At 72.8% G+C, this 24,871-nt stretch carries 25 protein-coding genes and 7 tRNA genes; 13 read left to right on the plus strand and 19 right to left on the minus strand.

The genetic code is table 11. The features are described from left to right. Positions 1-116: 116 nt before the first annotated feature. Positions 117-1,787, plus strand: a complete 1,671-nt coding sequence (locus tag OG242_RS04270) for a hypothetical protein (RefSeq protein ID WP_405896865.1) — start codon at positions 117-119, stop codon at positions 1,785-1,787. 69 nt (positions 1,788-1,856) lie between these two features. Here the strand turns inward: OG242_RS04270 and OG242_RS04275 are convergent, their stop codons facing one another. Beyond that, positions 1,857-2,417, minus strand: a complete 561-nt coding sequence (locus OG242_RS04275; protein WP_405896866.1) for an HIT family protein — start codon at positions 2,415-2,417, stop codon at positions 1,857-1,859. Positions 2,418-2,483: 66 nt separating this feature from the next. On the opposite strand from OG242_RS04275, the gene OG242_RS04280 reads away from it, so the two are divergent. After that, the gene (locus OG242_RS04280; protein WP_405896867.1) at positions 2,484-3,161 is read left to right on the plus strand and encodes a potassium channel family protein; all 678 of its coding nucleotides are present in this window, start codon (positions 2,484-2,486) and stop codon (positions 3,159-3,161) included. A 36-nt stretch (positions 3,162-3,197) separates the two neighbouring features. Here the strand turns inward: OG242_RS04280 and thrS are convergent, their stop codons facing one another. From thrS to OG242_RS04295, 3 genes are all read right to left on the minus strand, one after another. After that, positions 3,198-5,174, minus strand: a complete 1,977-nt coding sequence (gene thrS, locus OG242_RS04285) for a threonine--tRNA ligase (protein WP_405896868.1) — start codon at positions 5,172-5,174, stop codon at positions 3,198-3,200. Positions 5,175-5,275: 101 nt separating this feature from the next. Next, positions 5,276-6,475, minus strand: a complete 1,200-nt coding sequence (locus OG242_RS04290; RefSeq protein WP_405896869.1) for a hypothetical protein — start codon at positions 6,473-6,475, stop codon at positions 5,276-5,278. Next, positions 6,475-7,041, minus strand: a complete 567-nt coding sequence (locus tag OG242_RS04295) for a DUF4365 domain-containing protein (RefSeq protein ID WP_405896870.1) — start codon at positions 7,039-7,041, stop codon at positions 6,475-6,477. Before OG242_RS04295 ends, OG242_RS04290 begins: the two co-directional genes overlap by 1 nt. 189 nt (positions 7,042-7,230) lie before the next feature. On the opposite strand from OG242_RS04295, the gene OG242_RS04300 reads away from it, so the two are divergent. After that, the gene (locus OG242_RS04300; protein ID WP_405896871.1) at positions 7,231-7,956 is read left to right on the plus strand and encodes a 3'-5' exonuclease; all 726 of its coding nucleotides are present in this window, start codon (positions 7,231-7,233) and stop codon (positions 7,954-7,956) included. A 72-nt stretch (positions 7,957-8,028) separates the two neighbouring features. Here OG242_RS04300 and OG242_RS04305 read toward each other — a convergent pair. Next, a tRNA-Val gene (locus OG242_RS04305) sits at positions 8,029-8,100 on the minus strand. Positions 8,101-8,239: 139 nt separating this feature from the next. Between OG242_RS04305 and OG242_RS04310 the strand changes: the two genes are divergently transcribed. Then, complete coding sequence (locus OG242_RS04310; protein WP_405896872.1) at positions 8,240-10,720, plus strand: SCO7613 C-terminal domain-containing membrane protein; 2,481 nt, start codon at positions 8,240-8,242, stop codon at positions 10,718-10,720. Between the two features lie 57 nt (positions 10,721-10,777). On the opposite strand, the gene OG242_RS04315 is transcribed toward OG242_RS04310, so the two are convergent. Both OG242_RS04315 and OG242_RS04320 read right to left on the minus strand, forming a co-directional pair. Next, positions 10,778-10,849, minus strand: a tRNA-Val gene (locus OG242_RS04315). 56 nt (positions 10,850-10,905) lie between these two features. Then, a complete protein-coding gene (locus OG242_RS04320; RefSeq protein WP_405896873.1) occupies positions 10,906-11,397 on the minus strand; it encodes a TIGR02611 family protein in 492 nt (163 codons plus the stop codon). A 189-nt stretch (positions 11,398-11,586) separates the two neighbouring features. On the opposite strand from OG242_RS04320, the gene OG242_RS04325 reads away from it, so the two are divergent. Both OG242_RS04325 and OG242_RS04330 read left to right on the plus strand, forming a co-directional pair. Beyond that, on the plus strand, positions 11,587-12,000 hold the full coding sequence (locus OG242_RS04325) for an SsgA family sporulation/cell division regulator (RefSeq protein WP_003959770.1): 414 nt from the start codon (positions 11,587-11,589) through the stop codon (positions 11,998-12,000). 193 nt (positions 12,001-12,193) lie between these two features. Then, positions 12,194-12,772, plus strand: a complete 579-nt coding sequence (locus tag OG242_RS04330; RefSeq protein WP_405896874.1) for a CGNR zinc finger domain-containing protein — start codon at positions 12,194-12,196, stop codon at positions 12,770-12,772. Between the two features lie 4 nt (positions 12,773-12,776). On the opposite strand, the gene OG242_RS04335 is transcribed toward OG242_RS04330, so the two are convergent. The 3 genes from OG242_RS04335 to OG242_RS04345 all read right to left on the minus strand — a co-directional run bounded on the left by OG242_RS04335 (position 12,777) and on the right by OG242_RS04345 (position 14,749). Then, on the minus strand, positions 12,777-12,932 hold the full coding sequence (locus tag OG242_RS04335) for a hypothetical protein (protein ID WP_165946260.1): 156 nt from the start codon (positions 12,930-12,932) through the stop codon (positions 12,777-12,779). A 156-nt stretch (positions 12,933-13,088) separates the two neighbouring features. Then, a complete protein-coding gene (locus OG242_RS04340; RefSeq protein WP_405896875.1) occupies positions 13,089-14,060 on the minus strand; it encodes an acetylxylan esterase in 972 nt (323 codons plus the stop codon). A gap of 227 nt (positions 14,061-14,287) precedes the next feature. Next, positions 14,288-14,749, minus strand: a complete 462-nt coding sequence (locus OG242_RS04345) for a hypothetical protein (RefSeq protein ID WP_405896876.1) — start codon at positions 14,747-14,749, stop codon at positions 14,288-14,290. A 172-nt stretch (positions 14,750-14,921) separates the two neighbouring features. On the opposite strand from OG242_RS04345, the gene OG242_RS04350 reads away from it, so the two are divergent. Next, positions 14,922-15,437, plus strand: coding sequence for a DsbA family protein (locus OG242_RS04350; RefSeq protein ID WP_405896877.1), 516 nt, complete (start codon positions 14,922-14,924; stop codon positions 15,435-15,437). 20 nt (positions 15,438-15,457) lie between these two features. On the opposite strand, the gene OG242_RS04355 is transcribed toward OG242_RS04350, so the two are convergent. The 3 genes from OG242_RS04355 to OG242_RS04365 all read right to left on the minus strand — a co-directional run bounded on the left by OG242_RS04355 (position 15,458) and on the right by OG242_RS04365 (position 18,225). Further along, entirely contained in the window at positions 15,458-16,294 is an 837-nt protein-coding gene (locus OG242_RS04355) for a GNAT family N-acetyltransferase (protein ID WP_405896878.1), read from the minus strand. A gap of 75 nt (positions 16,295-16,369) precedes the next feature. Continuing rightward, positions 16,370-17,191, minus strand: coding sequence for an aminotransferase class IV (locus OG242_RS04360; protein WP_405896879.1), 822 nt, complete (start codon positions 17,189-17,191; stop codon positions 16,370-16,372). Then, the gene (locus tag OG242_RS04365) at positions 17,188-18,225 is read right to left on the minus strand and encodes a chorismate-binding protein (RefSeq protein ID WP_405901502.1); all 1,038 of its coding nucleotides are present in this window, start codon (positions 18,223-18,225) and stop codon (positions 17,188-17,190) included. The genes OG242_RS04360 and OG242_RS04365 overlap by 4 nt, the downstream gene beginning before the upstream one ends. A 163-nt stretch (positions 18,226-18,388) precedes the next feature. Here OG242_RS04365 and OG242_RS04370 point away from each other — a divergent pair. From OG242_RS04370 to OG242_RS04390, 5 genes are all read left to right on the plus strand, one after another. Continuing rightward, positions 18,389-18,461 (plus strand) — tRNA-Gly (locus OG242_RS04370). 36 nt (positions 18,462-18,497) lie between these two features. Next, positions 18,498-18,571, plus strand: a tRNA-Cys gene (locus OG242_RS04375). Position 18,572: 1 nt separating this feature from the next. Further along, a tRNA-Val gene (locus OG242_RS04380) sits at positions 18,573-18,644 on the plus strand. Between the two features lie 37 nt (positions 18,645-18,681). Further along, positions 18,682-18,753, plus strand: a tRNA-Val gene (locus OG242_RS04385). Positions 18,754-18,775: 22 nt separating this feature from the next. Next, positions 18,776-18,847, plus strand: a tRNA-Val gene (locus OG242_RS04390). Positions 18,848-18,947: 100 nt separating this feature from the next. On the opposite strand, the gene OG242_RS04395 is transcribed toward OG242_RS04390, so the two are convergent. The 4 genes from OG242_RS04395 to OG242_RS04410 all read right to left on the minus strand — a co-directional run bounded on the left by OG242_RS04395 (position 18,948) and on the right by OG242_RS04410 (position 21,103). Further along, on the minus strand, positions 18,948-19,226 hold the full coding sequence (locus tag OG242_RS04395) for a zf-TFIIB domain-containing protein (protein WP_405896880.1): 279 nt from the start codon (positions 19,224-19,226) through the stop codon (positions 18,948-18,950). 68 nt (positions 19,227-19,294) lie between these two features. Continuing rightward, a complete protein-coding gene (locus OG242_RS04400) occupies positions 19,295-20,245 on the minus strand; it encodes a phosphotransferase enzyme family protein (RefSeq protein WP_405896881.1) in 951 nt (316 codons plus the stop codon). A gap of 219 nt (positions 20,246-20,464) precedes the next feature. After that, entirely contained in the window at positions 20,465-20,656 is a 192-nt protein-coding gene (locus OG242_RS04405; protein ID WP_405896882.1) for a hypothetical protein, read from the minus strand. Positions 20,657-20,842: 186 nt separating this feature from the next. After that, on the minus strand, positions 20,843-21,103 hold the full coding sequence (locus tag OG242_RS04410; RefSeq protein WP_018524180.1) for a hypothetical protein: 261 nt from the start codon (positions 21,101-21,103) through the stop codon (positions 20,843-20,845). Positions 21,104-21,308: 205 nt separating this feature from the next. On the opposite strand from OG242_RS04410, the gene OG242_RS04415 reads away from it, so the two are divergent. Beyond that, a complete protein-coding gene (locus OG242_RS04415) occupies positions 21,309-22,598 on the plus strand; it encodes a protein kinase domain-containing protein (protein WP_405896883.1) in 1,290 nt (429 codons plus the stop codon). Here the strand turns inward: OG242_RS04415 and OG242_RS04420 are convergent, their stop codons facing one another. Then, positions 22,599-23,417: a TrmH family RNA methyltransferase gene (locus OG242_RS04420; RefSeq protein WP_405896884.1), complete on the minus strand. Its 819-nt coding sequence runs from the start codon at positions 23,415-23,417 to the stop codon at positions 22,599-22,601. Positions 23,418-23,479: 62 nt separating this feature from the next. Further along, entirely contained in the window at positions 23,480-24,730 is a 1,251-nt protein-coding gene (gene cobA / locus OG242_RS04425) for a uroporphyrinogen-III C-methyltransferase (RefSeq protein WP_405896885.1), read from the minus strand. Positions 24,731-24,871 lie beyond the last annotated feature (141 nt).

A 24,871-nucleotide genomic window follows, 5' to 3' on the forward strand; every position in this document is an offset into this window, starting at 1 on the left:
CCGGACGGCGGACGTATCCGGACGATACGCTGAGACCCCAGCTCAGAAAGTGTGCCGGGCACGGCAGTTGGGAAACAGCCGCAGGAGCGGTTCCTCGGTGGCGAGTGGGGGCGACAGTGGCCAGCAACGGATTCGATTTCTCTCCCGGAGCGCAGATTCCGCTCCAGGGGTCGGCAGGCGCGGCGGTGGCGACCAACGCCCTCGCCTCCGCCGCGTACCGCGACAGCCCGGTGGAGGACATCCTCAAAGCCAACAGCGAGTGGCACAAATCCGCAGTGAAGACGGGCGGTTCCAAGCTCTTCAAGTCCGACTACTTCAAGCCCAACCTCGGCGAGGCGTTCTCCCGCGCCGTCCAGGAACGCATGCTCGGCGGAGCCCGTAAAGCGCTCATCCAGTCCTTCGGCAGCGACCCGCAGACCGTCGTCGAGCACTGCCTCTCCGCGAGCCGCCTGCGCAAGGCCCGTGACACCAAACTCACCGCGGTCACCGCCCTGTTCGGCTTCCTGTTCCTGCCCGGCATGCTGATGTGGGTCATCGCCTTCCGGGTCCGCGACAGCTTCGCGAAGACCAAGGACAAGCTGCTCACCACCCTCGGCAACAGCCTGCTCCCCCTCGTCGGCATCGGCGTGATCTTCCTCCTGATCAAGCTCCCGCTGACCGGATTCCTCGGGCTCTACCTCCGCGCCATGGTCGTCGCCCCCGTCGTCGGCTGGTACATCGCCAAACGCATCGCGGAGAAGTCCGCCCAGGACATGCGCACCCGCTGGGAGGGCCTGCTCTCCGGCGGCGGCGTCGTCGCCAAGATCCCCGAGGCCGTCCCGAAGAACCCCAACGAGACCGCCCGCGAGGCCCTGCGCCAGGGCCTGGAGAAGCTCTCCGCCGAACAGCAGTCCAACTCCGTCTTCTACGCCGGCCCCAAGGGCATCCTCGGCATGGGCACCCGCTGGGGCAGCTGGCAGCTCGCCGAAGACCTCGTGGCCAAGGACCCCGGCAAGGAGATCCACCAGTTCCGCAGCTGGGACGTCATCCGCGTCATCCACGACCAGCTGAAACTGCTCGAACGCGGCCCCCTCAACACCGGCGGCTTCCCCACCCCGTCCGTCACCCACTGGATCGTCACCCCCATCGGGGAGAACGCCGACGCCGTCACCCGCCGCGAGGGCGAGGACGTCGCCACCTTCCAGATCAAGCCCCACGAGATACAGCGGATCTGCAACCACCAGCAGTTCGGTGGCGGCGACCGGCACTACCTCGGCGTCCAGTTCACCCTCTGGGACGGCCAGCTCGTCATCACCATGATGATCACGGTCACCGTCCTCTTCGAGACCCTGCGCATCGAGGTCACCGGACACGCCCTCGGCCCCGTCCACTCCCTCTTCACCAGCAAGCCCGCCGCGAAGACCAGGACCGTCAACAAGACCGTCCGGTTCTGGGAGACCCGCGACATCACCCTCTCCCTCGTCGACGCCCACGAGGTCACCCGGCTCGCCCTGCGCGCCCCCTTCACCTGGTACCCGCCGCTCCTGGACTACCTCGGCGGCAAGATCGCCCTGCCCGAACCCTTCGGCCTCCGCCACGCCTGGGCCGAGAAGCCCTGGCGCCACCGCTTCATGGCCGACGACGCCATGCGCGCCGCCACCCCCGTCCTGCGCGTCGTGCACAACGCCGCCATCAAGGTCCTGGAGGAGCACGGCGTGGACACCGAGCGCTTCAACAACCGCTCGTCGGTCCTGAGCGGCCTCGTCCAGCAGCCCACCCCCGGCAAGGCCGACCTCTACGACGCGTAGCCGCCCCCGCGTACGCCAACGGGGCGCCCCGGAAGACATCCGGAGCGCCCCGCACAGCGAGCAGGAGGATCAGGCGGCCGGCCAGGCGTCCGCCAGCATCTTCCGCGTGTCCGCCAGCAGCTGCGGCAGCACCCGGGTGTGCCCCACGACCGGCATGAAGTTGGCGTCCCCACCCCACCGGGGCACCAGGTGCTGGTGCAGATGCGCGGCGATCCCCGCCCCCGCCGCCTCACCCTGGTTCATCCCGATGTTGAAACCGTGCGCACCCGAAGCCGCCCGCAGCGCGGTCATCGCCCGCTTCGTGAAATCGGCCAGCTCCGCCGTCTCCGGACCGTCCAGCTCCGTGTAGTCCGCGACATGCCGGTACGGCACCACCAACAGGTGCCCGCCGTTGTACGGATACAGATTCAGCACGGCGTAGACCTTCGCACCGCGCGCGACGACGAGTCCGTCCTCGTCCGACAGCTCCGGAATCCCGCAGAACGGACAGCCGTCCCCCGACTCCGGGCCGGTCGGCTTGTTCTCCCCCTGGATGTACGCCATCCGGTGGGGCGTCCACAGGCGCTGGAACGCGTCGGGCGTCCCCACTCCGATCTGCTGCTCCGGCTCACTCGTCATGCCGGCCAGCATATTGCTTCACCTGCGCGGAGCGTGTCGCCGGGGCCGATCCCGCTCACGCACCGCGATGCTGGGCCGATGAGCGCGCGCACCCCGGCACCGCCCCCTCCCGCCCTCACCCACTGGGAGCGGCACACCGAGATCCCGCTCCTCGGCGCCTCACTCGTCTTCCTCGCCGGCTACGCCTTCCGCGTCCTCGCCCCGCACGACGCCCAGCCCTGGCACGACCTCTCCCTCGTCCTCGTCGGCGCGACCTGGCTGCTGTTCATCCTCGACTACGCGGTGCGCCTCCGGCTCAGCCGCCTCGGCCCCCGCTTCCCCCGCGTCCGCTGGCTCGACACCCTCGTCCTGGTCCTGCCACTGCTGCGCCCGCTGCGGATGGTCCAGGTCTACACGGCCGTCCAGAAGAAGCGGGAGCGGCCGCGCCTCGGCCTGTACGCCCGGGTGATCTCGTACGCCGGGATGACGGCCGTGCTCCTCGGCTTCTCGGCGGCCCTCAGCGTCTACCACTGGGAGCACGACGCCGCGGGCGCCTCGATCCGCACGTTCGGGGACGCGGTGTGGTGGGCGTGCGCGACGCTGACGACGGTGGGCTACGGGGACGCCGTGCCGGTCACGGCGGTGGGCCGGACCATCGCGGCGGGGCTGATGGCGTGCGGCCTGGGGCTTCTGGGGGCGGTGACGGGCGCGTTCTCGTCGTGGCTGATCCAGGTGTTCCGGCGGGAGGACGAGAAGGAGCCCCCGGCGAGCGACTAGCTCACCGGGGGCCCACCCCGCTCGTGCGGGGAACACTCACACCTGCACGCGACGCTCCACCACGTCGACGAGCTTGGCGATCGCTTCGTCACGGGCGATGCCGTTCTCCTGCGAGCCGTCGCGGTACCGGAAGGACACCGTGCCCGCGTTCATGTCCTCGTCACCGACGATGATCATGAACGGCACCTTGGCGCGCTGATGGTTCCTGATCTTCTTCTGCATCCGGTCCGAAGACGCGTCCACGTCGATACGCAGGCCCTTCTTCCGGGCCTCCGCCGCGAACTCCTGGAGGTACGGGATGTGGGTGTCGCCGATCGGGATGCCGACCGCCTGGACCGGGGCCAGCCACACCGGGAACGCACCCGCGTAGTGCTCGAGCAGCACCGCGAAGAAGCGCTCGATGGAGCCGAACAGGGCGCGGTGGATCATGACCGGGCGCTGCTTGGAGCCGTCCGGACCGGTGTACTCCAGGTCGAACCGCTCCGGCAGGTTGAAGTCGAGCTGGATGGTCGACATCTGCCAGGTCCGGCCGATGGCGTCCCGCGCCTGCACCGAGATCTTCGGGCCGTAGAACGCGGCGCCGCCCGGGTCCGGGACCAGGGGCAGCCCCTGCTTCTCGGCGACCTGGCGCAGCGTCTCGGTGGCCTCTTCCCAGGTCTCGTCGGAGCCGACGAACTTGGTCTCGTCCTTGGTGGAGAGCTCCAGGTAGAAGTCGGTGAGACCGTAGTCGCGGAGCAGGTTCAGGACGAAGGTGAGCGTCCGGTCCAGCTCCTCGGCCATCTGCTCCTTGGTGCAGTAGATGTGCGCGTCGTCCTGCGTGAAGCCGCGCGAGCGGGTCAGGCCGTGCACGACACCCGACTTCTCGTACCGGTACACCGTGCCGAACTCGAACAGCCTCAAGGGCAGTTCACGGTACGAACGGCCGCGCGCGTCGAAGATCAGGTTGTGCATCGGGCAGTTCATCGGCTTGAGGTAGTAGTCCACCCCGTCGTCGAGCTGCATGGGCGGGTACATGCCGTCGGCGTACCAGTCCAGGTGGCCGGACTTCTCGAAGAGCTTGCCCTTGGTGGCGTGCGGCGAGTAGACGAACTCGTAGCCCTCCTCCTCGTGCCGGCGGCGCGAGTAGTCCTCCATGGCCCGGCGGATGACGCCGCCCTTGGGGTGGAAGACGGCGAGACCGGGGCCGATCTCGTCCGGGAAGGAGAAGAGGTCCAGCTCATTGCCGAGCTTGCGGTGGTCCCGCTTGGCGGCCTCCTCCAGGAACTCCAGGTGCGCCTTCAGCTCGTCCTTGGTGGGCCAGGCGGTGCCGTAGATGCGCTGGAGCATCGGATTCTTCTCGCTGCCCCGCCAGTACGCGGCGGCGTTCCGCATCAGCTTGAAGGCCGGGATGAACCGGGTCGTCGGCAGGTGCGGGCCCCGGCAGAGGTCGCGCCAGCACAGCTCGCCGGTCTTCGGGTCGAGGTTGTCGTAGATGGTCAGCTCGCCGCCGCCCACCTCGACGTCCGCGCCGTCGTCCGAGGAGGCGGAACCCTTGATGCCGATGAGCTCCAGCTTGTACGGCTCGTCGGCCAGCTCCTCGCGGGCGGCCTCGTCCGTCACGACCCGGCGGGAGAACCTCTGGCCCCGCTTCTGGATCTCCTGCATCCGCTTCTCGATGGCCTTGAGGTCCTCGGGCGTGAACGGCTTCTCGACGTCGAAGTCGTAGTAGAAGCCGTCCTTGACCGGCGGGCCGATGCCGAGCTTGGCCTCGGGGTGCAGCTCCTGCACGGCCTGGGCCATGACGTGCGCGGTGGAGTGGCGCAGGATGTTGAGGCCGTCCTCGGAGGAGATCAGAACGGGCTCGACGGTCTCGCCGTCCTGGAGCTCGCACGCGAGGTCCTTCAGCTCGCCGCCGACGCGGGCCGCGACGATGGTGCGCTCGCCGGGGAAGAGCTCGGCCGCCGTAGTGCCCGTCGTCACCACGCGCTCTTCCCGCTCGGAATCGCGTTGGATGGTCACACGGACGTCTGACACCGGTCTCTCCTGACTCAGGGGGCGCACCGCACTCCTCTGGCGCGTGCAGAAGGAATCGTACCGAGCCGAGGGCTCCCATTGCGAAAGGGCCGGTTTCCGGCCTACTCCCCCGCGCACGCCTCCTCGAAGAAGTCCACGTTCTCCTGGAGGGACTTCATCAGCCGGTCCCGTTCCTCGTCGTCGACCTGGACCGGGACGACCTGCGAGGCCCCGGTCAGCCGCCGGAAGCCGCCCCGGCTCTCCAGCCGGCTCTCCAGCCGGCCCTCCACCCGTACCGGCAGCCCCACCAGGTGGGCCTGGCCCGCGATCCGGTACGCCTCCTCGTCCAGCTCGATCCGGACGTGCGGCACCTCGGCGCCGGCGAGCACGCGCAGCCGTACGACTCCGGCCCCGCGCGGCCCGGAGCGGCGCAGCCGGACGACGGCGCCGGTGATCCGTACGGTGACGGCGGGCTCGTCGCGCAGGTAGCGGGCGCCGGCGCGGCGCAGGGCGGGCAGGTCGCCCGGGGAGAACTCGACGGGCTCGGGGCGGGCGGGGCAGCCGTCGGGCGTTCCGGCGGCGGGCGCCCAGTCGAGCGCGATGGCGGCGCCCTCCGAGCCCCGGACGAGGGCGACGAGTGCCTCGGTGAGTTCGCGGCTGACGCCCGCCGCGACCGCGTTGTCGAAGGCTTCCATGCCGCCGGTCGCCCGCTGGTAGTCGACGGCCTCGCGGGTGGCGTGCAGGGCGTGGTGGAGGCGCACCGCGACGGGCCGGCCCGGTGCGACGGGAACGAACGCGGTGAGCGACCGGCCGCCGGGCCCGGGGCCGGTCAGTACGGGGCCGAGGGCGCCGAGGGCGCGGCTGCGGCGGCGGGCGCCGTGGTAGCCGGCCCGGCCGCGTACGGCGAGGGCGCCGGCCAGCAGGATCTGCCGGGCGGCGGTGTGCAGCTGCTCCGCGCCGAGCCAGTCGGCGGCTCCGGCGGCGGGTTCCGGGACCTCCCGCCGCCAGCGGATCTCGTCGCTGGGGACGGTGAGGGCGACCAGGATCTCGCGGGCGGAGGGGGCGGCGCTGCGGGCGAGCGCGGTCAGGGCCTCGCTCAGCAGGTCCTCGCTGTCGGGAAAGGCCCTGGTGCGGGGGACGAGCAGGCTGGCGCTGCCCCCCGGCGGAATCCAGCGGCTGTACGGGCCCTCGCCCCCGCCGCGCCGCTGCCAGCCGTGCCGGGCGAGCAGGGCGCCGAGGACGGCGGGGTCGACGCGGGCCGGGTCGGGCAGGCCCCAGGAGGTTGGGGCGGCCTCGCCGTGGACGCGTACGGACTCGTGCATCAGGGTCTCCCTCCCGCCCCGACGCGGGTCATGATCTCGCAGAGCGCCCGGTCGTCGAAGACGCGCGAGGTCAGGAGCCGCACGGTGGTCCGGTGGCGGCCGGTCACGGGGTGGCCGGCCAGGTTGGTCCAGTAACAGCAGTGCCGCAGGTCGAGGCTCTCGGGTCCGGCACGCAGCCAGTCGTCCTGGCTGCGCGGCACGAGCATCACGACCAGGATCTTGTGCACCGAGACGGGCGTCCGGGCGAGCTTCACGAGGTGGGCGTTGTCCAGCGTGAAGGAGAACGTCCGGCCGGGTGGCCGGGGCGGTATCTGGTAGGTGCACTTCAGCTGGACCTTGATGGTCACCTCGTCGTCGACGACATGGCCGGGGGCGCCGTGGCTGACGTGCCAGTCGATGCCGTTGTCGGGGAAGGGCTGCGACAGCGAGCAGCCCGCCGCGGCGGCGACGGCGTGCAGATAGCCCACCTGGAGGGTCTCCATGCAGGCGGTGGTGGCGAGTGCGCCGCGCAGCGGTGCCGTCCGCTGGGGCAGCAGCCCGCTCGGTTCGGGCTGCGCGAGCGCCATGGCTCCGTAAGCCTTCCGGGCCGTGCCGATGGGGGTGGGAGATGCCGGGCGGTCAACTTCCGCTTCCGGTACTTGTGTTGTCACCGCACGGAGCCGCCCGCAAACGGCGTATCAGGCAAAGGGCGCGGGTATCACCGAACCGGGCAGGGGAATCACGCCATCTGCCGTGCGTGCGCGAGGAGTTCGGGGATGACTTATTGGTACGAAGGGCCGCTGGCCGCTTTCGACACGGAGACCACGGGTGTGGACGTCGAGGAGGACCGGATCGTCTCGGCCGCCCTCGTCGTCCAGGACCGGGCGGACGGCCCGGTGCGGGTCACCCGCTGGCTGGTGAACCCCGGGGTGCCGGTGCCCCCGGGTGCGACGGAGATCCACGGGCTGACCGACGACCACCTCCAGCGCAACGGCCGCTGGCCCGCGCCGGCGGTGGAGGAGATGGCCCGGGCGCTGGCGGAGCAGTCCGCGGCGGGCCGGCCGCTGGTGGTGATGAACGCACCGTTCGATCTGACGCTGCTGGACCGGGAACTGAAGCGGCATCGCGCGTCGTCGCTGGGCGCCTATCTGGAGCGGTCGCCGTTGTGCGTGCTGGATCCCCGGGTGCTGGACAAGCATCTGGACCGCTACCGCAAGGGCCGGCGCACGCTCACGGACCTGTGCGGGCTGTACGGGGTGCTGCTGGACGGTGCGCATGACGCGGCGGCGGACGCGACGGCCTCGCTGGAGCTGGTCCGGGCGGTGGGACGCCGGTTCACGACCAGGCTGGAACGGCTGACGCCGGCGGAGCTGCACACGCTCCAGGCGGTGTGGCACGCGGCTCAGGCACGGGGGCTCCAGGCGTGGTTCGCCCGCAGCGGGACGCCGGAGACGGTGGACCCGGCCTGGCCGCTGCGCCCGGAGCTGCGTACCGCGGCCTGAGGGACCTGGGCAGGGTTCCGGAAACGCGGAAGCCGGTCCGTCGGTGGTGCTGACGGACCGGCCTCTCCCGGGTGGGCGATACTGGGTTCGAACCAGTGACCTCTTCGGTGTGAACGAAGCGCTCTCCCACTGAGCTAATCGCCCGGGAACGGGTTGAACCATACAGGGCCGGGCGGCCGGGGTTCAAACCACATCTCCCGGCCCGCGCCGTGCTCGTACTCAGGCGGGGATCTGAGTACGTGTGCCCATGTCCGCCGGCGTGGCGCGCAGCACACTCGCGTCCATGGAACATGTGCCGCCGCCCGCCGAGGAATTGGCGCTCCTCGATCGTGAACTGGTCCGGCTCGACGCCCGCCGGGCCCAGCTGCTGACCCGACGCGCCTGGCTGGTGCAGGTGCTGAGCACCGCCGCTGCGCCGCCTGCCACCGGTCCCGGCCCGGGGACGGCGCCCCGGGGTCAGGTCGCGGGGGCGTTCGGCCCGCCGGCCGCTCCGGCTCCCGCGCGCGGTGTGCAGAACGTGCTGCTCGTCCTCGGCGGGCTGCTGCTGACGGTCGCCGCGCTGGCGTTCACGCTGGTGAGCTGGGGCGAGATGGGGATCGGTGGGCGCAGTGCGGTCCTGACGGCCCTGACGGCCGGGGGGCTGATCGCGCCGGCGGTGCTGCTGCGGCGGAAGCTGTCCTCGACGGCTGAGGCGCTGGCGGCGCTGACCTCGGTGCTGATGGTGCTCGACGCGTACGCGCTGTACGTGGTGGCGGTCCCGGGTGCGGACGGTGCGGGTTACACGGCGACCGCCGCGGCGGTGCTCGCGGTGCTGTGGGCGGCGTACGGGCTGCTGCTCGACCGGCTGCGGCTGCCGTTGCCGCTGGCGGTGTTCGTCGCGCAGTTGCCGCTGGTGCTGTGGACGTGGGCGGCGGGCGGCGGCCCGCTGTGGTTCTCCGGGGCCTTGCTGGCGACGGCCGCGCTGGACGGTGTGGTGGCGCTGCGGGCCGGGCGGGCTTCGGTGCGGGTGATGGCGTGCGTCGCTCTGTGTGCGACGGGCGGCGCCGGGCTGCTGGTGGCTTTCGTGGAGTCGCTGACGGCGTCCGGGCCCGCGGGCGCGGTGGCGCCGGGGGCGCTGCTGCTGGCGGGTGCCGCGCTCGCCCTGGCGGGGGCCCGCAGTGCTCCGGTGCCGTTCGCGGTGGCCGGGGGCGTGGTCGCCGGATCGGCCGCCGTGGCGGCGGTGGGCGGGGTGCCCGCAGCCGGGCTGCCGGACGGCTGGCCGGTGCCGGCGTACCTGCTGAGCGCCGGGGTGCTGCTCTTCGCCGTACGGGCTCCGCTGGGGGCCGGGGCGGTCCGGGGGCTCCGATGGGCGTCCGGGTTGGTGGCGGCCGGCGCGGTGCTGGTGTCGCTACCCCCGGTGACGGTGGTCGCGGCGGGTCCGGTGACCCGGCTGGGCGCGCCGTGGTCGGGCGTTCCGCGCGGCGGGGCCCGGGGCGCGGTGGGGGCGACGGACCTGCCGTGGGCGGAGATGGCGTACGCCCCCGTGGTGCTGCTGCTGGTGGCCGGGGCGTGCGGTGCGGCGTTCCGGTGGTGGGAGGGGCTGCTCCGGTGGGCCGGGCCTGTGGCGGTGTCCGGGCCGGCCTGGCGCGGTGCGGCGGGCTCGACGGCGGTGGCGCTGGGCTGGGCGGGGCTGATGGTGCTGCCGGCCGCGCTGGACCAGTCCTTCGCGGCGGCCCTCGCGGTGCAGCTGGTCCTGGTGGTGGTGGCGTTCGGTGCGGCGGTGGGCGCGCTGCGGCGGGGGGCGCGGGGCGTTGCGTTGACGGCCGGAGTGGTCGGGGCGGGCGGTGCGGTGGTGGCCGGGCTGCTGGCGTCGGCGGCGGAGGCGGCCACGTACACGGCGTCCGGTCTGCTGGTGGCGGTGTTCGTGGCCCTGGCGGTCGCCCTGGACCGGCAGGAGGGTGCGTCGGCGGGGGTGGTGCGGGCGTCGGCGTGTGCTGCCGTGGTGTGCGCCGTCGTGCTGCCGGCGGCCCTGGGGGCCTCGCTGGGGCTGGCGGTGTACGAGGCGGCTCCGCTGCTGCTGGTGGTCCCGGCGGCGACGGTGCTGCTGGGTGCCCGGCTGAAGGGGCACCCGGTGGCGCTGCCGGTCGAGGTGGCCGGTGCGGCGGCGGGTGCGGTGGCGGTCGCTGCGGCGGCGGGCGACGCGCGCTTCCTGGCGCTGGTGCTGGCGCTGTGCGGGGTGCTGGCGGCGGGGACGGCGCTGCGGCCGGAACGCCGTCCGTTCGCGGGGTACCTGGCGACGGGGCTGTTCGTCCTGGCGGCCTGGGTGCGGCTCTCGGTGTCGGGGGTGTCGGCCCCGGAGGCGTACACCCTGCCGGTGACCGTGCCGGCGCTGGTGGTCGGGGTGCTGCGCCGCCGCCGCGATCCGTCGGCCTCGTCGTGGACGGCGTACGGGGCGGGGCTGTCGGTGACGCTGGTGCCGTCGCTGGTCGCGGCCTGGGCGGACCCGCACTGGACGCGTCCGCTGCTGCTGGGGGTGGCGGCCCTGGTGATCACGCTGGCGGGTGCGCGGCTGCGGCTACAGGCGCTGCTGGTGCTGGGGGGCGTGGTGCTGGCGCTGGACGCGCTGCACGAGCTGACGCCGTACGTGGTGCAGGTGGCGGGCGCGCTGCCGCGGTGGGTGGCGCCGGCGCTGGCCGGGGTGCTGCTGCTCGTGGTGGGGGCGACGTACGAGAAGCGGCTGCGCGACGCCCGGCGGGTGAGGGAGGTGCTGGGGCGGATGCGGTGAGGGCGGGAACGCCGACGGCCCGGAAGCTTTCGAAGCTTCCGGGCCGTTGGTCCGGGGTGGGCGATACTGGGTTCGAACCAGTGACCTCTTCGGTGTGAACGAAGCGCTCTCCCACTGAGCTAATCGCCCGGGCGCACGCCAAACATTACCCCATGTCAGCGGCGCCCCACGACCACCTCACGGGGTCACTCGTCGATCTTCCACGGCATGACGATCCCGAACTTCCACACGTAGATCCCGGCGAGCACCGCCATGATCACGAGCCCGGTGACCGTGAGGATGATGTTGCGCCGGCGGACCTTGGGGTCGAGCGCCCGCTGGGCGGCCTCGGTGACCTTGCGCCGGGTCCAGCGCAGTACCAGCTGGGCCCAGACGAACTCGGTCGCCCAGATCGCCATGCCTCCGAAGATCACCAGCCAGCCGGGTCCCGGCAGCGGCAGCATGATGATGCCGGCCACCACGACGGCGAGGCCGACCACGAAGACGCCGACCTGCCAGCTCAGATGCAGTGCCCTGGAGGCCTTGATGAAGCCGGGTGCCCTGGAGCCGAGTGCGCGGTCCTCCTTGGTCACTCCCGGTATGACGTCCCCCGTCGCGTCGCGGGGCGCTTCCCCCGCCGCGGGAGCCGGTTCCGCCGCCGCGGCGGCCCCGTCCCGCCCGTCACTCTCCGCATTCATGACCTCAACCTACCGGACCGCCGCGCGTCACTGGAATGGCCGCATGACGCAAAGTTACACACCGCTGTACGAGCTACCCGAAGCAACACAAAACAGTCAGAGGGGTTTACAACGGCACCGTAGGTGGCATGTCGATTTCGCCGACGTGCGAATCCCCGAGCGCACACTGAGCGAAAGGCCCTGGCGCTTATGAACACCACGGTCAGCTGCGAGCTGCACCTGCGCCTCGTTGTGTCGAGCGAGTCCTCACTGCCTGTACCCGCGGGCCTGCGGTATGACACGGCCGATCCGTATGCCGTGCACGCCACCTTCCACACCGGAGCGGAGGAGACGGTCGAGTGGGTTTTCGCCCGTGACCTCCTTGCCGAGGGGCTGCACCGGCCCACCGGCACCGGAGACGTCCGCGTCTGGCCATCCCGTAGTCACGGCCAGGGCGTCGTCTGTATCGCGCTGAGCTCCCCAGAGGGCGAAGCACTGCTCGAGGCCCCGGCACGGGCCCTGGAGTCGTTCCTGAAGCGGACCGACGCCGCGGTTCCTCCGGGCACCGAACACCGTCACTTCGACCTCGATACGGAGCTCTCACACATCCTGGCCGAGAGCTGAGCCAGGCCGAGAGCTGCACGACGCCGTCCGACTCGGGGAGACGGCGTCGCGCGGACAACCTCATACGGCTGACACCGGCGCCGGTGACCACGGATCCACCGTGGTGACCGGCGCCGGTCCGCGTCGCGGCCGAGCCAGTAGAGTCGTCCGGCATCGGCGGGCGCCCGTCCGCCGGAGGCCAGGGAGCGAAAGCGTGCTGATCCCCCACGACACCCGGATCGCCCTCGACCTAGTGGTCGATCTGGTGAACACCGCGCCGGAGAGCGAGCCGGAAGGGGACGGGGCGCCGCCCGCCGACGGACTCCCCGGCATCGCGGCGCTCCACGCGTTCGCCGTACGCCACCGGGTCAGCGGGGTCGGCGCGCTCGACGAGAAGGACCTGCGGGCCGTGCACGACGTACGCGCCCGGTTCGCCGAGGTCTTCGCGGCCGGGGACGCGCGGACCGCCGCCGGGCTGGTGAACGCCCTGGTCGCGGCCGCCGGCACCACGCCGCAGCTCACCGCCCACGACGGCTACGACTGGCACGTGCACTACTTCTCGCCGGACGCCTCGATCGCCGACCACCTGGCGGCCGACTGCGGCATGGCCCTCGCCTTCATCATCGTGGCGGGCGAGACGGAGCGGCTGCGGCGGTGCGAGGCGCCGGACTGCCGGCACGCCTTCGTCGACCTCTCGCGCAACCGCTCCCGCCGCTACTGCTCCAGCCGCACCTGCGGTAACCGCCTGCACGTGGCCGCGTACCGGGCGCGCCGCAGGGAAGCGGCCGGCTGACCGCTCACAGCATGAAGAGATCGTGCAACGCGGCCATCAGCAGCAGAGTGCCGATGACCGTGAGGAAGATCATCAGAGGGGGCTGGGAAAGCGCGAAGAGGCAGCCGCGCGGCTCTTCGCCAGGGGGTGCGGGGGCGTCGCCCCGGGAGGTGTCCACCATTTCGGGACGATCATGACGCAGTCCGGGGGGTGCTGCTTACCAACATGCCTCTTCACCACGGGAGTTCACCCGTCACGGGGGCGTCGTTAATCGCTCCGGCGTCCGATCGCCCAACACATTTCCTAACCGCCGTTCCCCCTGCCCGGGTCCGGCGGCTCAGCGGAGTTCGCGCAGCTTCCGCAGCTGGGTCTGGCGGTGGACGCCGGTGCCGCCCTCGTGGCCGTTCCAGGGGTAGATCTCGATCTCCTTCGGCCCGGCCCAGCGGTTGTAGGCGGCGAAGACCGTGGAGGGCGGGCAGATCGCGTCCATCAGGGCGACCGAGTAGAGCGCGGGCACGGTGGCCCGCGCGGCGAAGCTGACGCCGTCGAAGTACGACAGCGTGCGGAACACCTGGGGCTCGGCGCCGTGCCGGGTGGCGAGGAACCGGACGATCTCCTGGTACGGGTCCTCGTCGGTGATCTCGACGGCGCGCCGGAAGTGCGTCAGGAACGGCACGTCGACGAACGCCGCCTTCACGTGCGGGCTGAGGGCCGCGACGGCCTGGGTGATGCCGCCGCCCTGGCTGGCGCCGTTCACGACGATGCGGGCGGGATCGACGGCCGGGTGGCTGCGGGCGACCTCGACGGCGCGCACCGCGTCGGTGTAGACCCGGCGGTAGTAGTACGTCTCCGGGTCGAGGATGCCGTTGGTCATGAAGCCGGGCGACTGCGGGTTGGCGGCGCCGTGCGGGTCGGGGGTGGCGCCCGCGGAGTGGTGGTTGACCGCGCCCTGGCCCCGGGTGTCCACGACCAGGGCCGCCCAGCCCGCGGCGGGCCACACCAGGTGGTCGAGGGGCAGCCCGCGTCCGCCGCCGTAGCCGAGGTAGTGGACGACGGTCGGCAGCGGGCCCTCGGCGCCCGCGGGCACGTTCAGCCAGGCGCGTATCCGGTGCCCGCCCCAGCCGGCGAACGACACGTCGTACGAGTCGACCGCGTGCAACGCCGCGTCGTACGGCGCGAATTCGGCATCCAGCGGACGGGCCGCGGCCTCGTCGAGGGTGAGCTGCCAGAACGCGTCGAAGTCCTCCGGCTCGTCGGGGTCGGGGCGGTAGGTGCGCAGTTGGTCCAGGGGCAGGTCGAACAGGGCCATGGCGTCTCCGTTTCGGGCATGCGGAAGGGGGCCGTCCGCCGCACGCGCCACGCGTCCCGCCCCCGGTGTCGTGGGGCCGGAGCGAATGGATTCACGGCCCAGCGGGACGCTATGCGGCCTCGCGAGGCAGGGTCAAGGAATCCCGGGCGAAACGATTCACCTGGTGGGACGGGGTGAGCCCCGCCGCGGGGTGCGGCGGGGCTCGACGGCTCCGGGCGGCCCCGGGGTCAGATGCCGTGCTTCTTGAGGATGGCCTCGATGTCGCTGAAGTCTTCACCGGCTCCGGACGGGCCCGACTTCTTCTCCGGCTTGCTCCGCGAGCGCGTGCCCGCGGCCGGGGCGCCCGCGCCGAGCGAGGGGGCCGACGCTCCCGGGGCCACGGCCTCGTCCCGGGCTGCGCGGGCGGCCGCCCTGCGCTCCTTGCGGCTGCCGCCGCCCCTGCGTTCGACCGCGCGCGTGATCATGAACAGCAGCCAGGCCACGCCCAGCAGGCCGAAGCCCAGCCAGACGCTCGGCTTGAAGGCGATGTCCGACACCCACTTCACGACGCCCGTCAGCACCAGGCCGACCGGCACCAGCGAGTAGGCGGCGATCCTGGTCGCGGTGAGGAACCGCTTGCGGTACGCGGTGACGGCCGCGATGCCCAGGCCCGCCGCGGACACCGCGGAACAAATGGTCTCGGCAAGCATCGGTGCCTCCTGGCGCAGGGGGATACGTCCCTTCCATCCTGCACCGATCACCCGTCGGGCGGCCATGCCCCGGGCCCGTATCAGGGAGATCTCAGGGGCCGGGCTCCTCCCCAGGTGCCGTACGGACCGTGCCGGGAGGAGGCAGGGGCGCGCGCCCTGCGAGACTGGCCCCATGAGCGATTCCTCCCCCGCCGCACCGGTCGTCCTCGACGTCTGGTGCGAGCTCCAGTGCCCCGACTGCCACCACGCCCTCACCGATGTGCACGCCCTGCGGGCCCGGTACGGGGACCGGCTGGAGATCCGGCTGCGGCACTTCCCGCTGGAGAAGCACAAGCACGCGTACGCCGCCGCGCAGGCCGCCGAGGAGGCCGTCGCCCAGGGCAGCGGATGGCCCTACATCGAGGCGGTCCTCGCCCGCACCGACGACCTCGGGGCGCGGGGCGAGAAGCTGCTGGTCGAGGTGGCCGGCGAGCTGGGTCTCGACGCCGAGGAGTTCGACACCGCGCTGATCGACGGCCGGCACATGCTGATCGTCGACGCGGACCAGGCCGAGGGCAAGGCGATCGGGGTGACCGGCACGCCGACGTACGTCATCGGCGGGGAGCGGCTGGACGGCGGCAAGAGTCAGGAGGGGCTCCGCGAGCGGATCGAGGAGATCGCCGACCGGCTGCTCGCCGGGGAGGTCTGAGGTCCGGGACGTGCGGGCGCCTACAGCGGTTTGGCCAGGTAGGACTTGGTCAGTACGTAGCCCAGCGACTCGTACAGCCGCAGCGCCGGCGTGTTGGCCGTGACGACGTGCAGGCCGATCCGCGTCTCGCCCGCCGCCAGGGATATCCGCTCGGCCTGGAGCATCAGCGCCCGCCCGTGGCCCCGCCCCCGGAAGGCCTCCCGCACCTCCACGTCGAAGACGTAGGCGACCCGCAGACCGGGGTGCATCTCGAACGGCGACACCCAGACGTTGCCCACCGTCTCGCCCTCGTGGATCAGGTGGTCCAGCCGCGCCCCCTCGGTGGCGAGGCCGTCCGGCAGGTAGCGGGCGTGGGAGGCGCGGGACATCTCGAGCGCCCGCTCCTGCGGGAAGCCCCGGCTCACCAGGCTCTCCGCGTACCCGGCGACCGCCTTGCCCTCCCAGACCGCGAACTCCTCCGGCGTCATCGGGCGCGCGGTGAGACCGGCGGGCAGGGCCGGCGGCTGCTCGGGCAGGGGCTTGAGCATGTGCCGGCTGCGCTCGGTGTAGCCGAGGGCGTCGGCCATCCGCTGCCCGGCGGTGTCACCGGCGGCCACCTCGGTGAACGCCTGGGTGCAGCCCCACCCGCGCAGGACCTCCTCCGCGGCCAGCGCGGCGATGGTGCCCCTGCCGCGGCGGCGGACGGCCTCGTCGATCCAGAGCTCCTTGACCACCCCCGTGGCCCCGCCCGCCCCCGGTTCGAGGGCGAGCTCCACGGAGCCGACGGGGCGCCCGTTGTCGCACACGTCGTACGCGCGTCGCTGTGCGCCGTCGGCGCCTGGCTGGAACGGCCCGGACGGCCGCAGTGTCGTCGTCATCAGAGGGGTTCTATCCCCTGCTCGCGGGCCCGTCACCCGTTTTTACGGAGACGGGCCGGGCGGCGGGCGCGGCGATCACGGGTCGACGTCGTCCGCGGCCCGCTCGTCGAACACGCGCATCGCCTTCGCGGTCACCGGCCCGGGCACGCCCGTCAGCTCCCGGCCGTCGACCCGGTGCACGGCCTGGACGTCACGCAGGGTGGAGGTCAGGAAGATCTCCTCGGCCCGGTCCAGGACGTCGAACGGCAGGTCTGTCTCCTGCGCCCCGGTCCACTCCACCGCGAGCGCCCGGGTGATGCCGGCCAGGCAGCCCGAGGCGACCGGCGGGGTGTGGAGCTGCCCGTCCAGGACGACGAAGACGTTGGAGCCGGTGCCCTCGCAGAGCCGGTCCGCGGTGTTGGCGAACAGCGCCTCGGACGCGCCCTGCTCGTGGGCGCGGGCGAGGGCGACGACGTTCTCCGCGTACGACGTGGTCTTGAGGCCGGTGAGCGCGGAGCGTTCGTTGCGGGTCCAGGGCACGGTGACGACGGCCGTGGTGTCGGGGCGGCGGCTCACCTCGCCGAGCGCGACGACCAGGCCGGGGCCCGCGTCGCCCCGGTCGGAGCCGAGGGGCGAGATGCCGCCGGTGTACGTGATCCGCAGTCGGCCGAGCTCCACCGGGTTGGCGTCGACGACGGTGGCACAGGCTCGGCGCACCTCGTCGAGGTCGGGGGCGGGCAGGCCGAGTCCCTGTGCGGAGCGGGTCAGGCGGTCGAGGTGGCGGGTGAGGGCGAAGGGGCGGCCCTGGGAGACCCGGAGCGTCTCGAAGACGCCGTCGCCGACGGTGAGCCCGTGGTCGAGTACGGACACCCGGGCGTCGTCGGCGGGGCGCAGCTCGCCGTTGACCCAGATCCTCATGGCGCGGTCCTTCCGGTTGCTTCGTATGCGCCCGACGCTACAGCGAGCAGCCTGGACGCCTTCAGTTCGGTCTCGTCCCATTCGCGTTCCGGATCGGAGCCCCAGGTGATGCCGGCGCCGGTGCCGAAGCGCAGGAGGGGGGCGGGTCCGGCGCGGTCGGTCCAGAAGGTCCTGATGCCGACGGCGAGCGAGGCGGTGGCCCGGTCTGCGTCGACCCAGCCGATGCCGCCGCAGTACGGGCCGCGTGGGGCGGTCTCCAGTTCGCGGATGATCCGCAGCGCGCTGGACTTGGGCGCGCCGGTGACCGAACCGGGCGGGAAGGCGGCGGTGAGGATCTCCGGCCAGCCGGCGCCGTCGGCGAGGCGGCCGCGCACGGTGGAGACGAGGTGGACGAGGCCGGGGTGCTTCTCGACGGCGCACAGGTCGGGGACGGTGACCGATCCGGTGGCGCAGACCCGGCCCAGGTCGTTGCGGACCAGGTCGACGATCATCACGTTCTCGGCGTGGTCCTTCTCCAGCAGGTCCGCCTCGGTGCGGCCGGTGCCCTTGATGGGCCCGGACTCGATCGTGCGACCGTCCCTGCGCAGGAAGAGCTCGGGGGACGCGGTGGCGATCTCGACGCCGTGCGCGGGGAGCCGAATCGTTCCTGCGTACGGGGCGGGGTTGCCGCGTGCCAGCAGCGCGGTGAGGGCGTCCACGTCCGCCGCGTCCCCGTCGGGCAGCGGTGCGCTCAGGACGCGGCAGAGGTTGGCCTGGTAGACCTCGCCCGCCGCGATGTACGCGCGGATGCGCCGGACGCCTTCGGTGTACGCCTCGCGGTCGAGCGAGGAGGTCCAGTCGCCGGCCGCCGGGCCGCGCCAGGCGCCGGGGGCCGGGGCGGGCACGGGGTCGGGGCGCACGGTGTCGAAGCGGGCACAGAGCAGCGAGCCCTCGAAACCGGCGCACACCGCCCAGAATCCGGACGAGTCGAGGGCCGCGGGATCACTGGTCACGTCCCGCAGACCGGAGGCGACGAGGCCGCCGAAGCGGGCCATGGGAGCGAGGTCGTGCACGTTCGTGAGTGTAGGGCGGCCCGCGGTGAGCTGCGCCGGGGCAAGCGCACCTCAGCACGCTGCACAAACGCGTTTTTGTACTGGCCCCGGAATCCGCTAGAGTTCAACACGTCGCCGGGACGCGCAAGCGGGCCGGGAATGACAAGCGGACGTAGCTCAGTTGGTAGAGCGCAACCTTGCCAAGGTTGAGGTCGCCAGTTCGAACCTGGTCGTCCGCTCGCAGAAGGTGGGGACCTTCCCGGTCTCCCGCCCCTGGTGGAGTGGCCGAGAGGCGAGGCAACGGCCTGCAAAGCCGTCTACACGGGTTCAAATCCCGTCTCCACCTCCAAGGACGATTAGCTCAGCGGGAGAGCGCTTCCCTGACACGGAAGAGGTCACTGGTTCAATCCCAGTATCGTCCACTGATCCGCAAGGATCGTCGGTCCGCAAGGATCACCCGCGCGATTAGCTCAGCGGGAGAGCGCTTCCCTGACACGGAAGAGGTCACTGGTTCAATCCCAGTATCGCGCACGCAGTACACGCAGGTTCGCCTGCGCGATTAGCTCAGCGGGAGAGCGCTTCCCTGACACGGAAGAGGTCACTGGTTCAATCCCAGTATCGCGCACTTTCACGAAGCCCCGGTCGTCTCGGCGACCGGGGCTTCGTCGTGCTCGCGCGCGAGCGGGCGGGCCGCCGGCACGGGTGCCGGGGCCCACCGGGCGCGGTCAGGAGGAGAAGAGCATGCGGCCGAAGCTCTTCTGCCGGTAGTGACCGTGGTGGCCGCCGTGCTGCGGGGCACCCCAGGCGGGCGCGGGGGCGGAGGGGTACGCCTGCGGCGGGGCGGCCGGCGGCGGGGCCTGCTGCGCCCACTGGGACTCGATGCGGGTCAGCGTCTCCAGCTCGCCGTAGTCCAGGAATATCCCCCGGCAGCCGCTGCACTGCTCGATCTGGATGCCGTTGCGGTTGTACGTGTGCATCTGTGCGTGGCACTTGGGGCACTGCATGTTCGGGCTCACTCCTCGCCGTCGGTTCGCCGTCGCCGGAATGCATGCCCGCCGACGGTCGGTTCACCCTACGACGTGCGTTCGGCCGCCAACTCGGGCGGGAGCGAGGCGATTCGGGCACAGGCGTCGATCATGACCTGTTCCACCTCATCCGGAGCCCGGTCCTCCGCCGCGGACTTCGCCCACGCCAGCGCGGCGGTCTGCACGGTCAGCGCGCGGGCCGGCACGTCCAGGGCGGGCCAGGGGTCGCCGTCGCCGGGTACGGCGGGGCCACCGCCGGCCCGGTAGGCGTCCAGGAAACGGAGCCAGACCTCCGGGGGCAGCAGCCCGGCCGCGTACCAGGCGGCGGGGCGCGCGAGGTCCCAGGCGGGGTCGCCGTGACCGGCGTCGTCGACGTCGATGAGCAGCCAGGGGCCGTGCGGGGCGGGGTGGCGTACGAGCTGGCCCAGGTGCAGGTCGCCGTGGCAGAGGTACGTCCCCCGGCCGGCCGGGGGCGGTGCCTCGCCCCGTGCCCAGCCCGGCAGCCCGCGCCAGGCGGTGAGCACGGGGGCGACGGCCGGGTCGCCGGGGCGGGCGGTGCGCATCCGGGCCACGGCGAACGCGGCCTTCACGGGTCCGCGCATGGCGGGGAACGGCCCCCGGATCTCGGTCCGGTGCAGCCGCGCGAGCAGCGCCCCGGCCTCCTCCCATGGGGCGGCGTCCGGATCACCGGGGTCGACGGGCTCGCCGTGGGGCCACAGGGTGACGGGGCGGCCGTGCAGCTCGGCGAGGTGCGCGCCGGGCCGGGGCGCGAGGAGGGTGTCCGCCAGCCACGGGGCGGCTGCCAGGCGCAGCCGTACGCCCAGGTCAACGGGGTCCGTACCGGGAGCATGTGCCTTGGCGACGACGGGGCCGCTGCGGACGACGGTCCCGTCGTCCCGGTCGGCGAGCACGACCGGCGGCGGGCAGGAACAGTCACCGGGAGCGTGGGCCGCCCGATGGGCAAGGTCCCCCAAGGCACGAACGAGTAGGGCGGTCACGGTCTCCCCCGGTGGTACGGACGGGCCGACGGACACGGCCCGGGCAGAGCGTACGCGGAAGGGCGACGGCGGCCCGGCGCGTCCGGCCCCGGACAGCGCGATGTCCGGTCAGCTCCCCAGCTGACCGGACAAACGCTGCCGTCCGCCGCACCCCCGTCCCCACGGGGTTGTTGGCCGGATGTCCCGGTCCGGACCGCTCTTCCGGACCCGGGGCGCCGCTCAGCGCCCCAGCATCACGCCCACGGACGACGCCTGTGTGACCACTGCTTCCCAGCCGCCGAAGACGACGACGAGCAGGGCCGCCAGGGGAAGGACCATCGCGGTCGCCACCAGCGGGTGGCGACGGCCGGACGTGGCGTACGAGCTGCGTGTCCGCGTGCGGACCACCGTCCGTGCTGCCGTGTCAGCCATGGTTCCTCTCCTGACCTGATGTGGGGCGGCGGGCGTTTGACCTCGGGGGACGAGTGTGACGCCCGCCGCTTGACTTCAACATTAGGGATCCGGCCGGCGGGCGGCGTCATGCCCGCGTACCGAATCCCGGGCCTCCCGGAGGATGAGCCGTCCGCGCTCGGCGTACTCCCCTGGGTGGAGACCGGGCTACGCGGGACCGGGGTCTTCCCTGAGGGGACGCTCGGAGCTGTCCTCCCTGGGGACCGGCTGTTCGACCAGGGCGAGCACCCTGGTCGCCATGAAGCGGGCCGTGCGCACCACGGACCCGTTCCTGGTGACTTCACTCACTTCGACCACCCCTCTGCGGACCGCGGTCTCCACCCTGCGGCCGGCCCGGGAGGCCACCACCTCGTAGGTCCGGGTGCTGTCCCCGGCGTCCACGACTATCTCGACTCGATCGCCCTTCATTGATCCAATCCCCCTTCTGCGACGGACCTTTGAGATCTCGCACGGGCCGGGGCGCCTGGATCCGCGGCTCCCTGACCACTCCTCAAGTCTCCCACCCGGCACTGACAATCGAATCTCCCGTGAGGGCGCGGCCTCTGAGCGCCCCGGGCGGCGGGTACGTAAGCTGTGCCTCGTCAGGCGTACCAGGCAGCGGGGATGGGCAGACATGGCGATGATGCGGCTCCGGCGCGAGGACCCGCGTGTCGTCGGCTCGTTCAGGCTGCACCGGCGGCTCGGGGCCGGTGGCATGGGTGTCGTCTACCTGGGTTCGGACCGGCGCGGCCAGCGGGTGGCGCTGAAGGTGATCCGCCCCGACCTGGCGGAGGATCAGGAGTTCCGGTCGCGGTTCGCGCGCGAGGTGTCCGCCGCCCGGCGGATCCGCGGCGGCTGTACGGCCCGGCTGGTCGCCGCCGACCTGGAGGCGGACCGCCCCTGGTTCGCCACGCAGTACGTGCCGGGCCCGTCGCTGCACGACAAGGTGGCCGAGGAGGGCCCCCTGTCGGCCGCGGAGGTGGCCTCGATCGGGGCGGCGCTCTCCGAGGGCCTGGTGGCGGTGCACGAGGCCGGGGTGGTCCACCGGGACCTGAAGCCGTCGAACATCCTCCTCTCCCCCAAGGGCCCCCGGATCATCGACTTCGGGATCGCCTGGTCGACGGGCGCGTCCACGCTGACGCACGTCGGTACGGCGGTGGGCTCGCCCGGTTTCCTGGCGCCCGAGCAGGTGCGGGGCGCGGCGGTGACCCCGGCGACGGACGTGTTCTCGCTCGGGGCCACGCTTGCGTACGCGGCGATGGCCGACTCACCATTCGGACACGGAAGTTCCGAGGTCATGCTGTACCGGGTGGTGCACGAGGAGCCCCAGCTGTTCGATGTGCACGACGCGCTGGCACCGCTGGTGAGCGCCTGTCTGGCGAAGGACCCGGAGGAGCGCCCGAGCACGCTCCAGCTGTCGATGCGGCTCAAGGAGATCGCGGCGCGGGAGGCCCAGGGGCTGCACGAGAGCCGGCCGCCCGTCCAGCGTTCGGCCCAGGAGGCGGACCGGCCGACCGGCCGCCTGGAGGGCCCGTACACGGAGCAGCAGACCCGCCGGGCCGCCGGTCCGGCGCCGGGGTCGCGTCCGCAGAACCGGCCGTCGGCGGCGCGTCCCGCCCCGGCCCGCACCGGTGGCGGCCGCCCGGCGCAGCAGCAGCCGCGCGGGGGGACCCGGCCGGGCCGGCGGCCGCAGGGCACCAACGCGACGAACGGCAGGCCGGGCACCCGGCCCGGGACCCGGACGACCTCGACGGGCCGGCGCCCGGCCAACCCGAAGCTGCTGCGGCAGCGGCTCGTGGTCTTCGTGGTGGTGACGCTGCTGGTGGCGTTGGGGATCGCGGCGGCACAGGGCTGCCAGGGCCCGGCCCGGGGGCTGGGCGTGGACCTGGGCCACAGCCCCGGCCAGAGCCAGGGCCGGCGGTAACTAGTTCTCCGGGCGGCCCGTGGCCACCGCGTAGAAGGCGACCGCCGCCGCTGCGCCGACGTTCAGCGAGTCCACGCCGTGTGCCATCGGGATGCGCACCCACTGGTCGGCGGCGGCGAGGGCGCGGGCGGAGAGGCCGTCCCCCTCGGCGCCGAGCATCAGGGCGGCCCTGTCCATCCGGTGCGGCGCCGCCTCGTCGATGCTGACGGCCTTCTCGGCGGGCGTCAGCGCCAGGAGCCTGAAGCCGGCCTCGCGTACGGCCTCCAGGCCTACCGGCCAGGTGTCGAGACGGGCGTACGGGACGGAGAAGACGGCGCCCATCGAGACCTTGACGGACCGCCGGTAGAGCGGGTCGGCGCAGTCCGGGGAGAGGAGGACCGCGTCCATGCCCAGGGCGGCGGCGCTGCGGAAGATCGCGCCGATGTTCGTGTGGTCGTTGACGGCCTCCATGACGGCCACGCGACGGGCCGTGCGCAGGAGTTCCCCGGCGGCCGGGAGGGGCTTGCGCTGCATGGAGGCGAGGGCGCCGCGGTGGACGTGGTAGCCGGTGACGCGTTCGGCGAGGTCCGGGGCGACCGCGTACACCGGGGCCGGGACCTCGTCGATGACGTCGCGCATCAGGTCGATCCACTTCGCCGAGAGCAGCATGGAGCGCATCTCGTAGCCGGCCTGCAGGGCGCGCCGGATCACCTTCTCCCCCTCGGCGATGAAGAGGCCCTCTGCGGGCTCCTTCCTGCGCCTGAGTTCGACGTCGGTGAGGTTGATGTAGTCGCTCAGGCGCGGGTCGTCGGGGTCGTCGACGGTGATGAGTTCAGCCACGGTTCTGCTGCTGCCTTGTCCGGTGTGGGGTGCCGATGGTCCCGTGGGACCGTCGGCACTGGTTACTTGCCGCTCGGCGCGGTGGCCGTGCCGACCTCGACGACGTCGCCGATGACGATGACTGCGGGCGGACGGATCTCCTCGGCGACCACGCGCTCGGCCACCGTCGCGAGGGTCGCGTCGACGCGGCGCTGGGCGGCCGTCGTGCCCTCCTGGACGAGGGCGACCGGGGTCTCGGGCGACCTGCCGTGCTGGACGAGCGCGCGGGCGATGGCGCCGATCTTGTCGACGGCCATCAGGAGGACCAGGGTGCCGCGCAGCCGGGCGAGGGCCTCCCAGTCGACCAGGGAGCGCTCGTCGTCGGGGGCGACGTGCCCGCTGACCACGGTGAACTCATGGGCGACGCCGCGGTGGGTGACGGGGATGCCGGCCGCGCCGGGGACCGAGATCGAGCTGGAGATGCCGGGGACGACGGTGCACGGGATGCCCTCGGCGGCGAGCGCCTGGGCCTCCTCCATGCCCCGGCCGAAGACGAACGGGTCGCCGCCCTTGAGCCGGACGACCGCCTTGCCCGCCTTGGCATGCTCGATCAGCGCGTTGTTGATGGCCTCCTGGGCCATGTAGCGGCCGTACGGGATCTTCGCGGCGTCGATGACCTCGACGTGCGGCGGGAGTTCGTCGAGCAGGTCGCGCGGGCCGAGCCGGTCGGCGATGACGACGTCCGCCTCGGCGAGGAGGCGGCGGCCGCGGACGGTGATCAGGTCCGGGTCGCCGGGGCCGCCGCCGACCAGGGCGACGCCGGTGGTCCGGGTGCGGTGGTGCGGGGCGGCGATGCTGCCGTCGCGCAGGCCCTCGACGATCGCGTCGCGGACGGCCGCCGAGTGGCGCGGGTCGCGGCCGTGGGCGCCGGCGGTGAGCACGGCGACGGTCACTCCCTCGCTGCGGCCGGTGGCCGGGGTCCAGGCGGTGGCCGCGTCCGCGTCGTCGCTGCGGACACACCAGGTGCGGGTGCGTTCCGCCTCGGCGGAGGCGGCCTCGTTGGCCGCGTCGTCGTCCGTGGCGATGAGCGCGTACCAGGTGTCGGTGAGGTCGCCGTCGGCGTACCGGCGGCGCTCCCAGCGGATCTCGCCGGCGTCCGCCATCGCCTCGACGGACGGGGTGGCGGACGGGGACACGAGGACGATGTCGGCGCCGGCCGCGATGAGGGCGGGGAGGCGGCGCTGGGCCACCTGGCCGCCGCCGACGACGACTACGCGGCGCCCGCTGAGGCGCAGTCCGACGGGGTAGGCGGGGCGATCGGCGTGCGTGGCCATGGTGGTGCGGGCTCCTCGGGGCGGTGCGGAAGCGCGGGCCGCTGCGGCGGTGGAGCGGCGTGAATGTGGTGGGTGGGGATCACGATACGGGGTGGGCGGGGCGGCTGCGGCGGGCCTTGCCCCCTCCCCGCCCCTTCCCGA

This window comes from Streptomyces sp. NBC_00727 (genome assembly GCF_045161745.1).
In the GTDB taxonomy this organism is placed as follows: domain Bacteria; phylum Actinomycetota; class Actinomycetes; order Streptomycetales; family Streptomycetaceae; genus Streptomyces.

Bases quoted from the DNA above. Each gene is read 5' to 3' on its own strand.
- OG242_RS04410 (WP_018524180.1), bottom strand. From the start codon at position 21,103: ATGAAGGGCGATCGAGTCGAGATAGTCGTGGACGCCGGGGACAGCACC.
- OG242_RS04355 (WP_405896878.1), bottom strand. From the start codon at position 16,294: ATGACGACGACACTGCGGCCGTCCGGGCCGTTCCAGCCAGGCGCCGAC.
- OG242_RS04350 (WP_405896877.1), top strand. From the start codon at position 14,922: ATGAGCGATTCCTCCCCCGCCGCACCGGTCGTCCTCGACGTCTGGTGC.
- OG242_RS04405 (WP_405896882.1), bottom strand. From the start codon at position 20,656: ATGGCTGACACGGCAGCACGGACGGTGGTCCGCACGCGGACACGCAGC.
- OG242_RS04325 (WP_003959770.1), top strand. From the start codon at position 11,587: ATGAACACCACGGTCAGCTGCGAGCTGCACCTGCGCCTCGTTGTGTCG.
- OG242_RS04360 (WP_405896879.1), bottom strand. From the start codon at position 17,191: ATGAGGATCTGGGTCAACGGCGAGCTGCGCCCCGCCGACGACGCCCGG.
- OG242_RS04415 (WP_405896883.1), top strand. From the start codon at position 21,309: ATGGCGATGATGCGGCTCCGGCGCGAGGACCCGCGTGTCGTCGGCTCG.
- OG242_RS04275 (WP_405896866.1), bottom strand. From the start codon at position 2,417: ATGCTGGCCGGCATGACGAGTGAGCCGGAGCAGCAGATCGGAGTGGGG.
- OG242_RS04395 (WP_405896880.1), bottom strand. From the start codon at position 19,226: ATGCAGTGCCCCAAGTGCCACGCACAGATGCACACGTACAACCGCAAC.
- OG242_RS04290 (WP_405896869.1), bottom strand. From the start codon at position 6,475: ATGCACGAGTCCGTACGCGTCCACGGCGAGGCCGCCCCAACCTCCTGG.
- OG242_RS04280 (WP_405896867.1), top strand. From the start codon at position 2,484: ATGAGCGCGCGCACCCCGGCACCGCCCCCTCCCGCCCTCACCCACTGG.
- OG242_RS04320 (WP_405896873.1), bottom strand. From the start codon at position 11,397: ATGAATGCGGAGAGTGACGGGCGGGACGGGGCCGCCGCGGCGGCGGAA.
- OG242_RS04300 (WP_405896871.1), top strand. From the start codon at position 7,231: ATGACTTATTGGTACGAAGGGCCGCTGGCCGCTTTCGACACGGAGACC.
- OG242_RS04335 (WP_165946260.1), bottom strand. From the start codon at position 12,932: ATGGTGGACACCTCCCGGGGCGACGCCCCCGCACCCCCTGGCGAAGAG.
- OG242_RS04365 (WP_405901502.1), bottom strand. From the start codon at position 18,225: ATGGCCCGCTTCGGCGGCCTCGTCGCCTCCGGTCTGCGGGACGTGACC.
- OG242_RS04345 (WP_405896876.1), bottom strand. From the start codon at position 14,749: ATGCTTGCCGAGACCATTTGTTCCGCGGTGTCCGCGGCGGGCCTGGGC.
- OG242_RS04310 (WP_405896872.1), top strand. From the start codon at position 8,240: ATGGAACATGTGCCGCCGCCCGCCGAGGAATTGGCGCTCCTCGATCGT.
- OG242_RS04295 (WP_405896870.1), bottom strand. From the start codon at position 7,041: ATGGCGCTCGCGCAGCCCGAACCGAGCGGGCTGCTGCCCCAGCGGACG.
- cobA (WP_405896885.1), bottom strand. From the start codon at position 24,730: ATGGCCACGCACGCCGATCGCCCCGCCTACCCCGTCGGACTGCGCCTC.
- OG242_RS04340 (WP_405896875.1), bottom strand. From the start codon at position 14,060: ATGGCCCTGTTCGACCTGCCCCTGGACCAACTGCGCACCTACCGCCCC.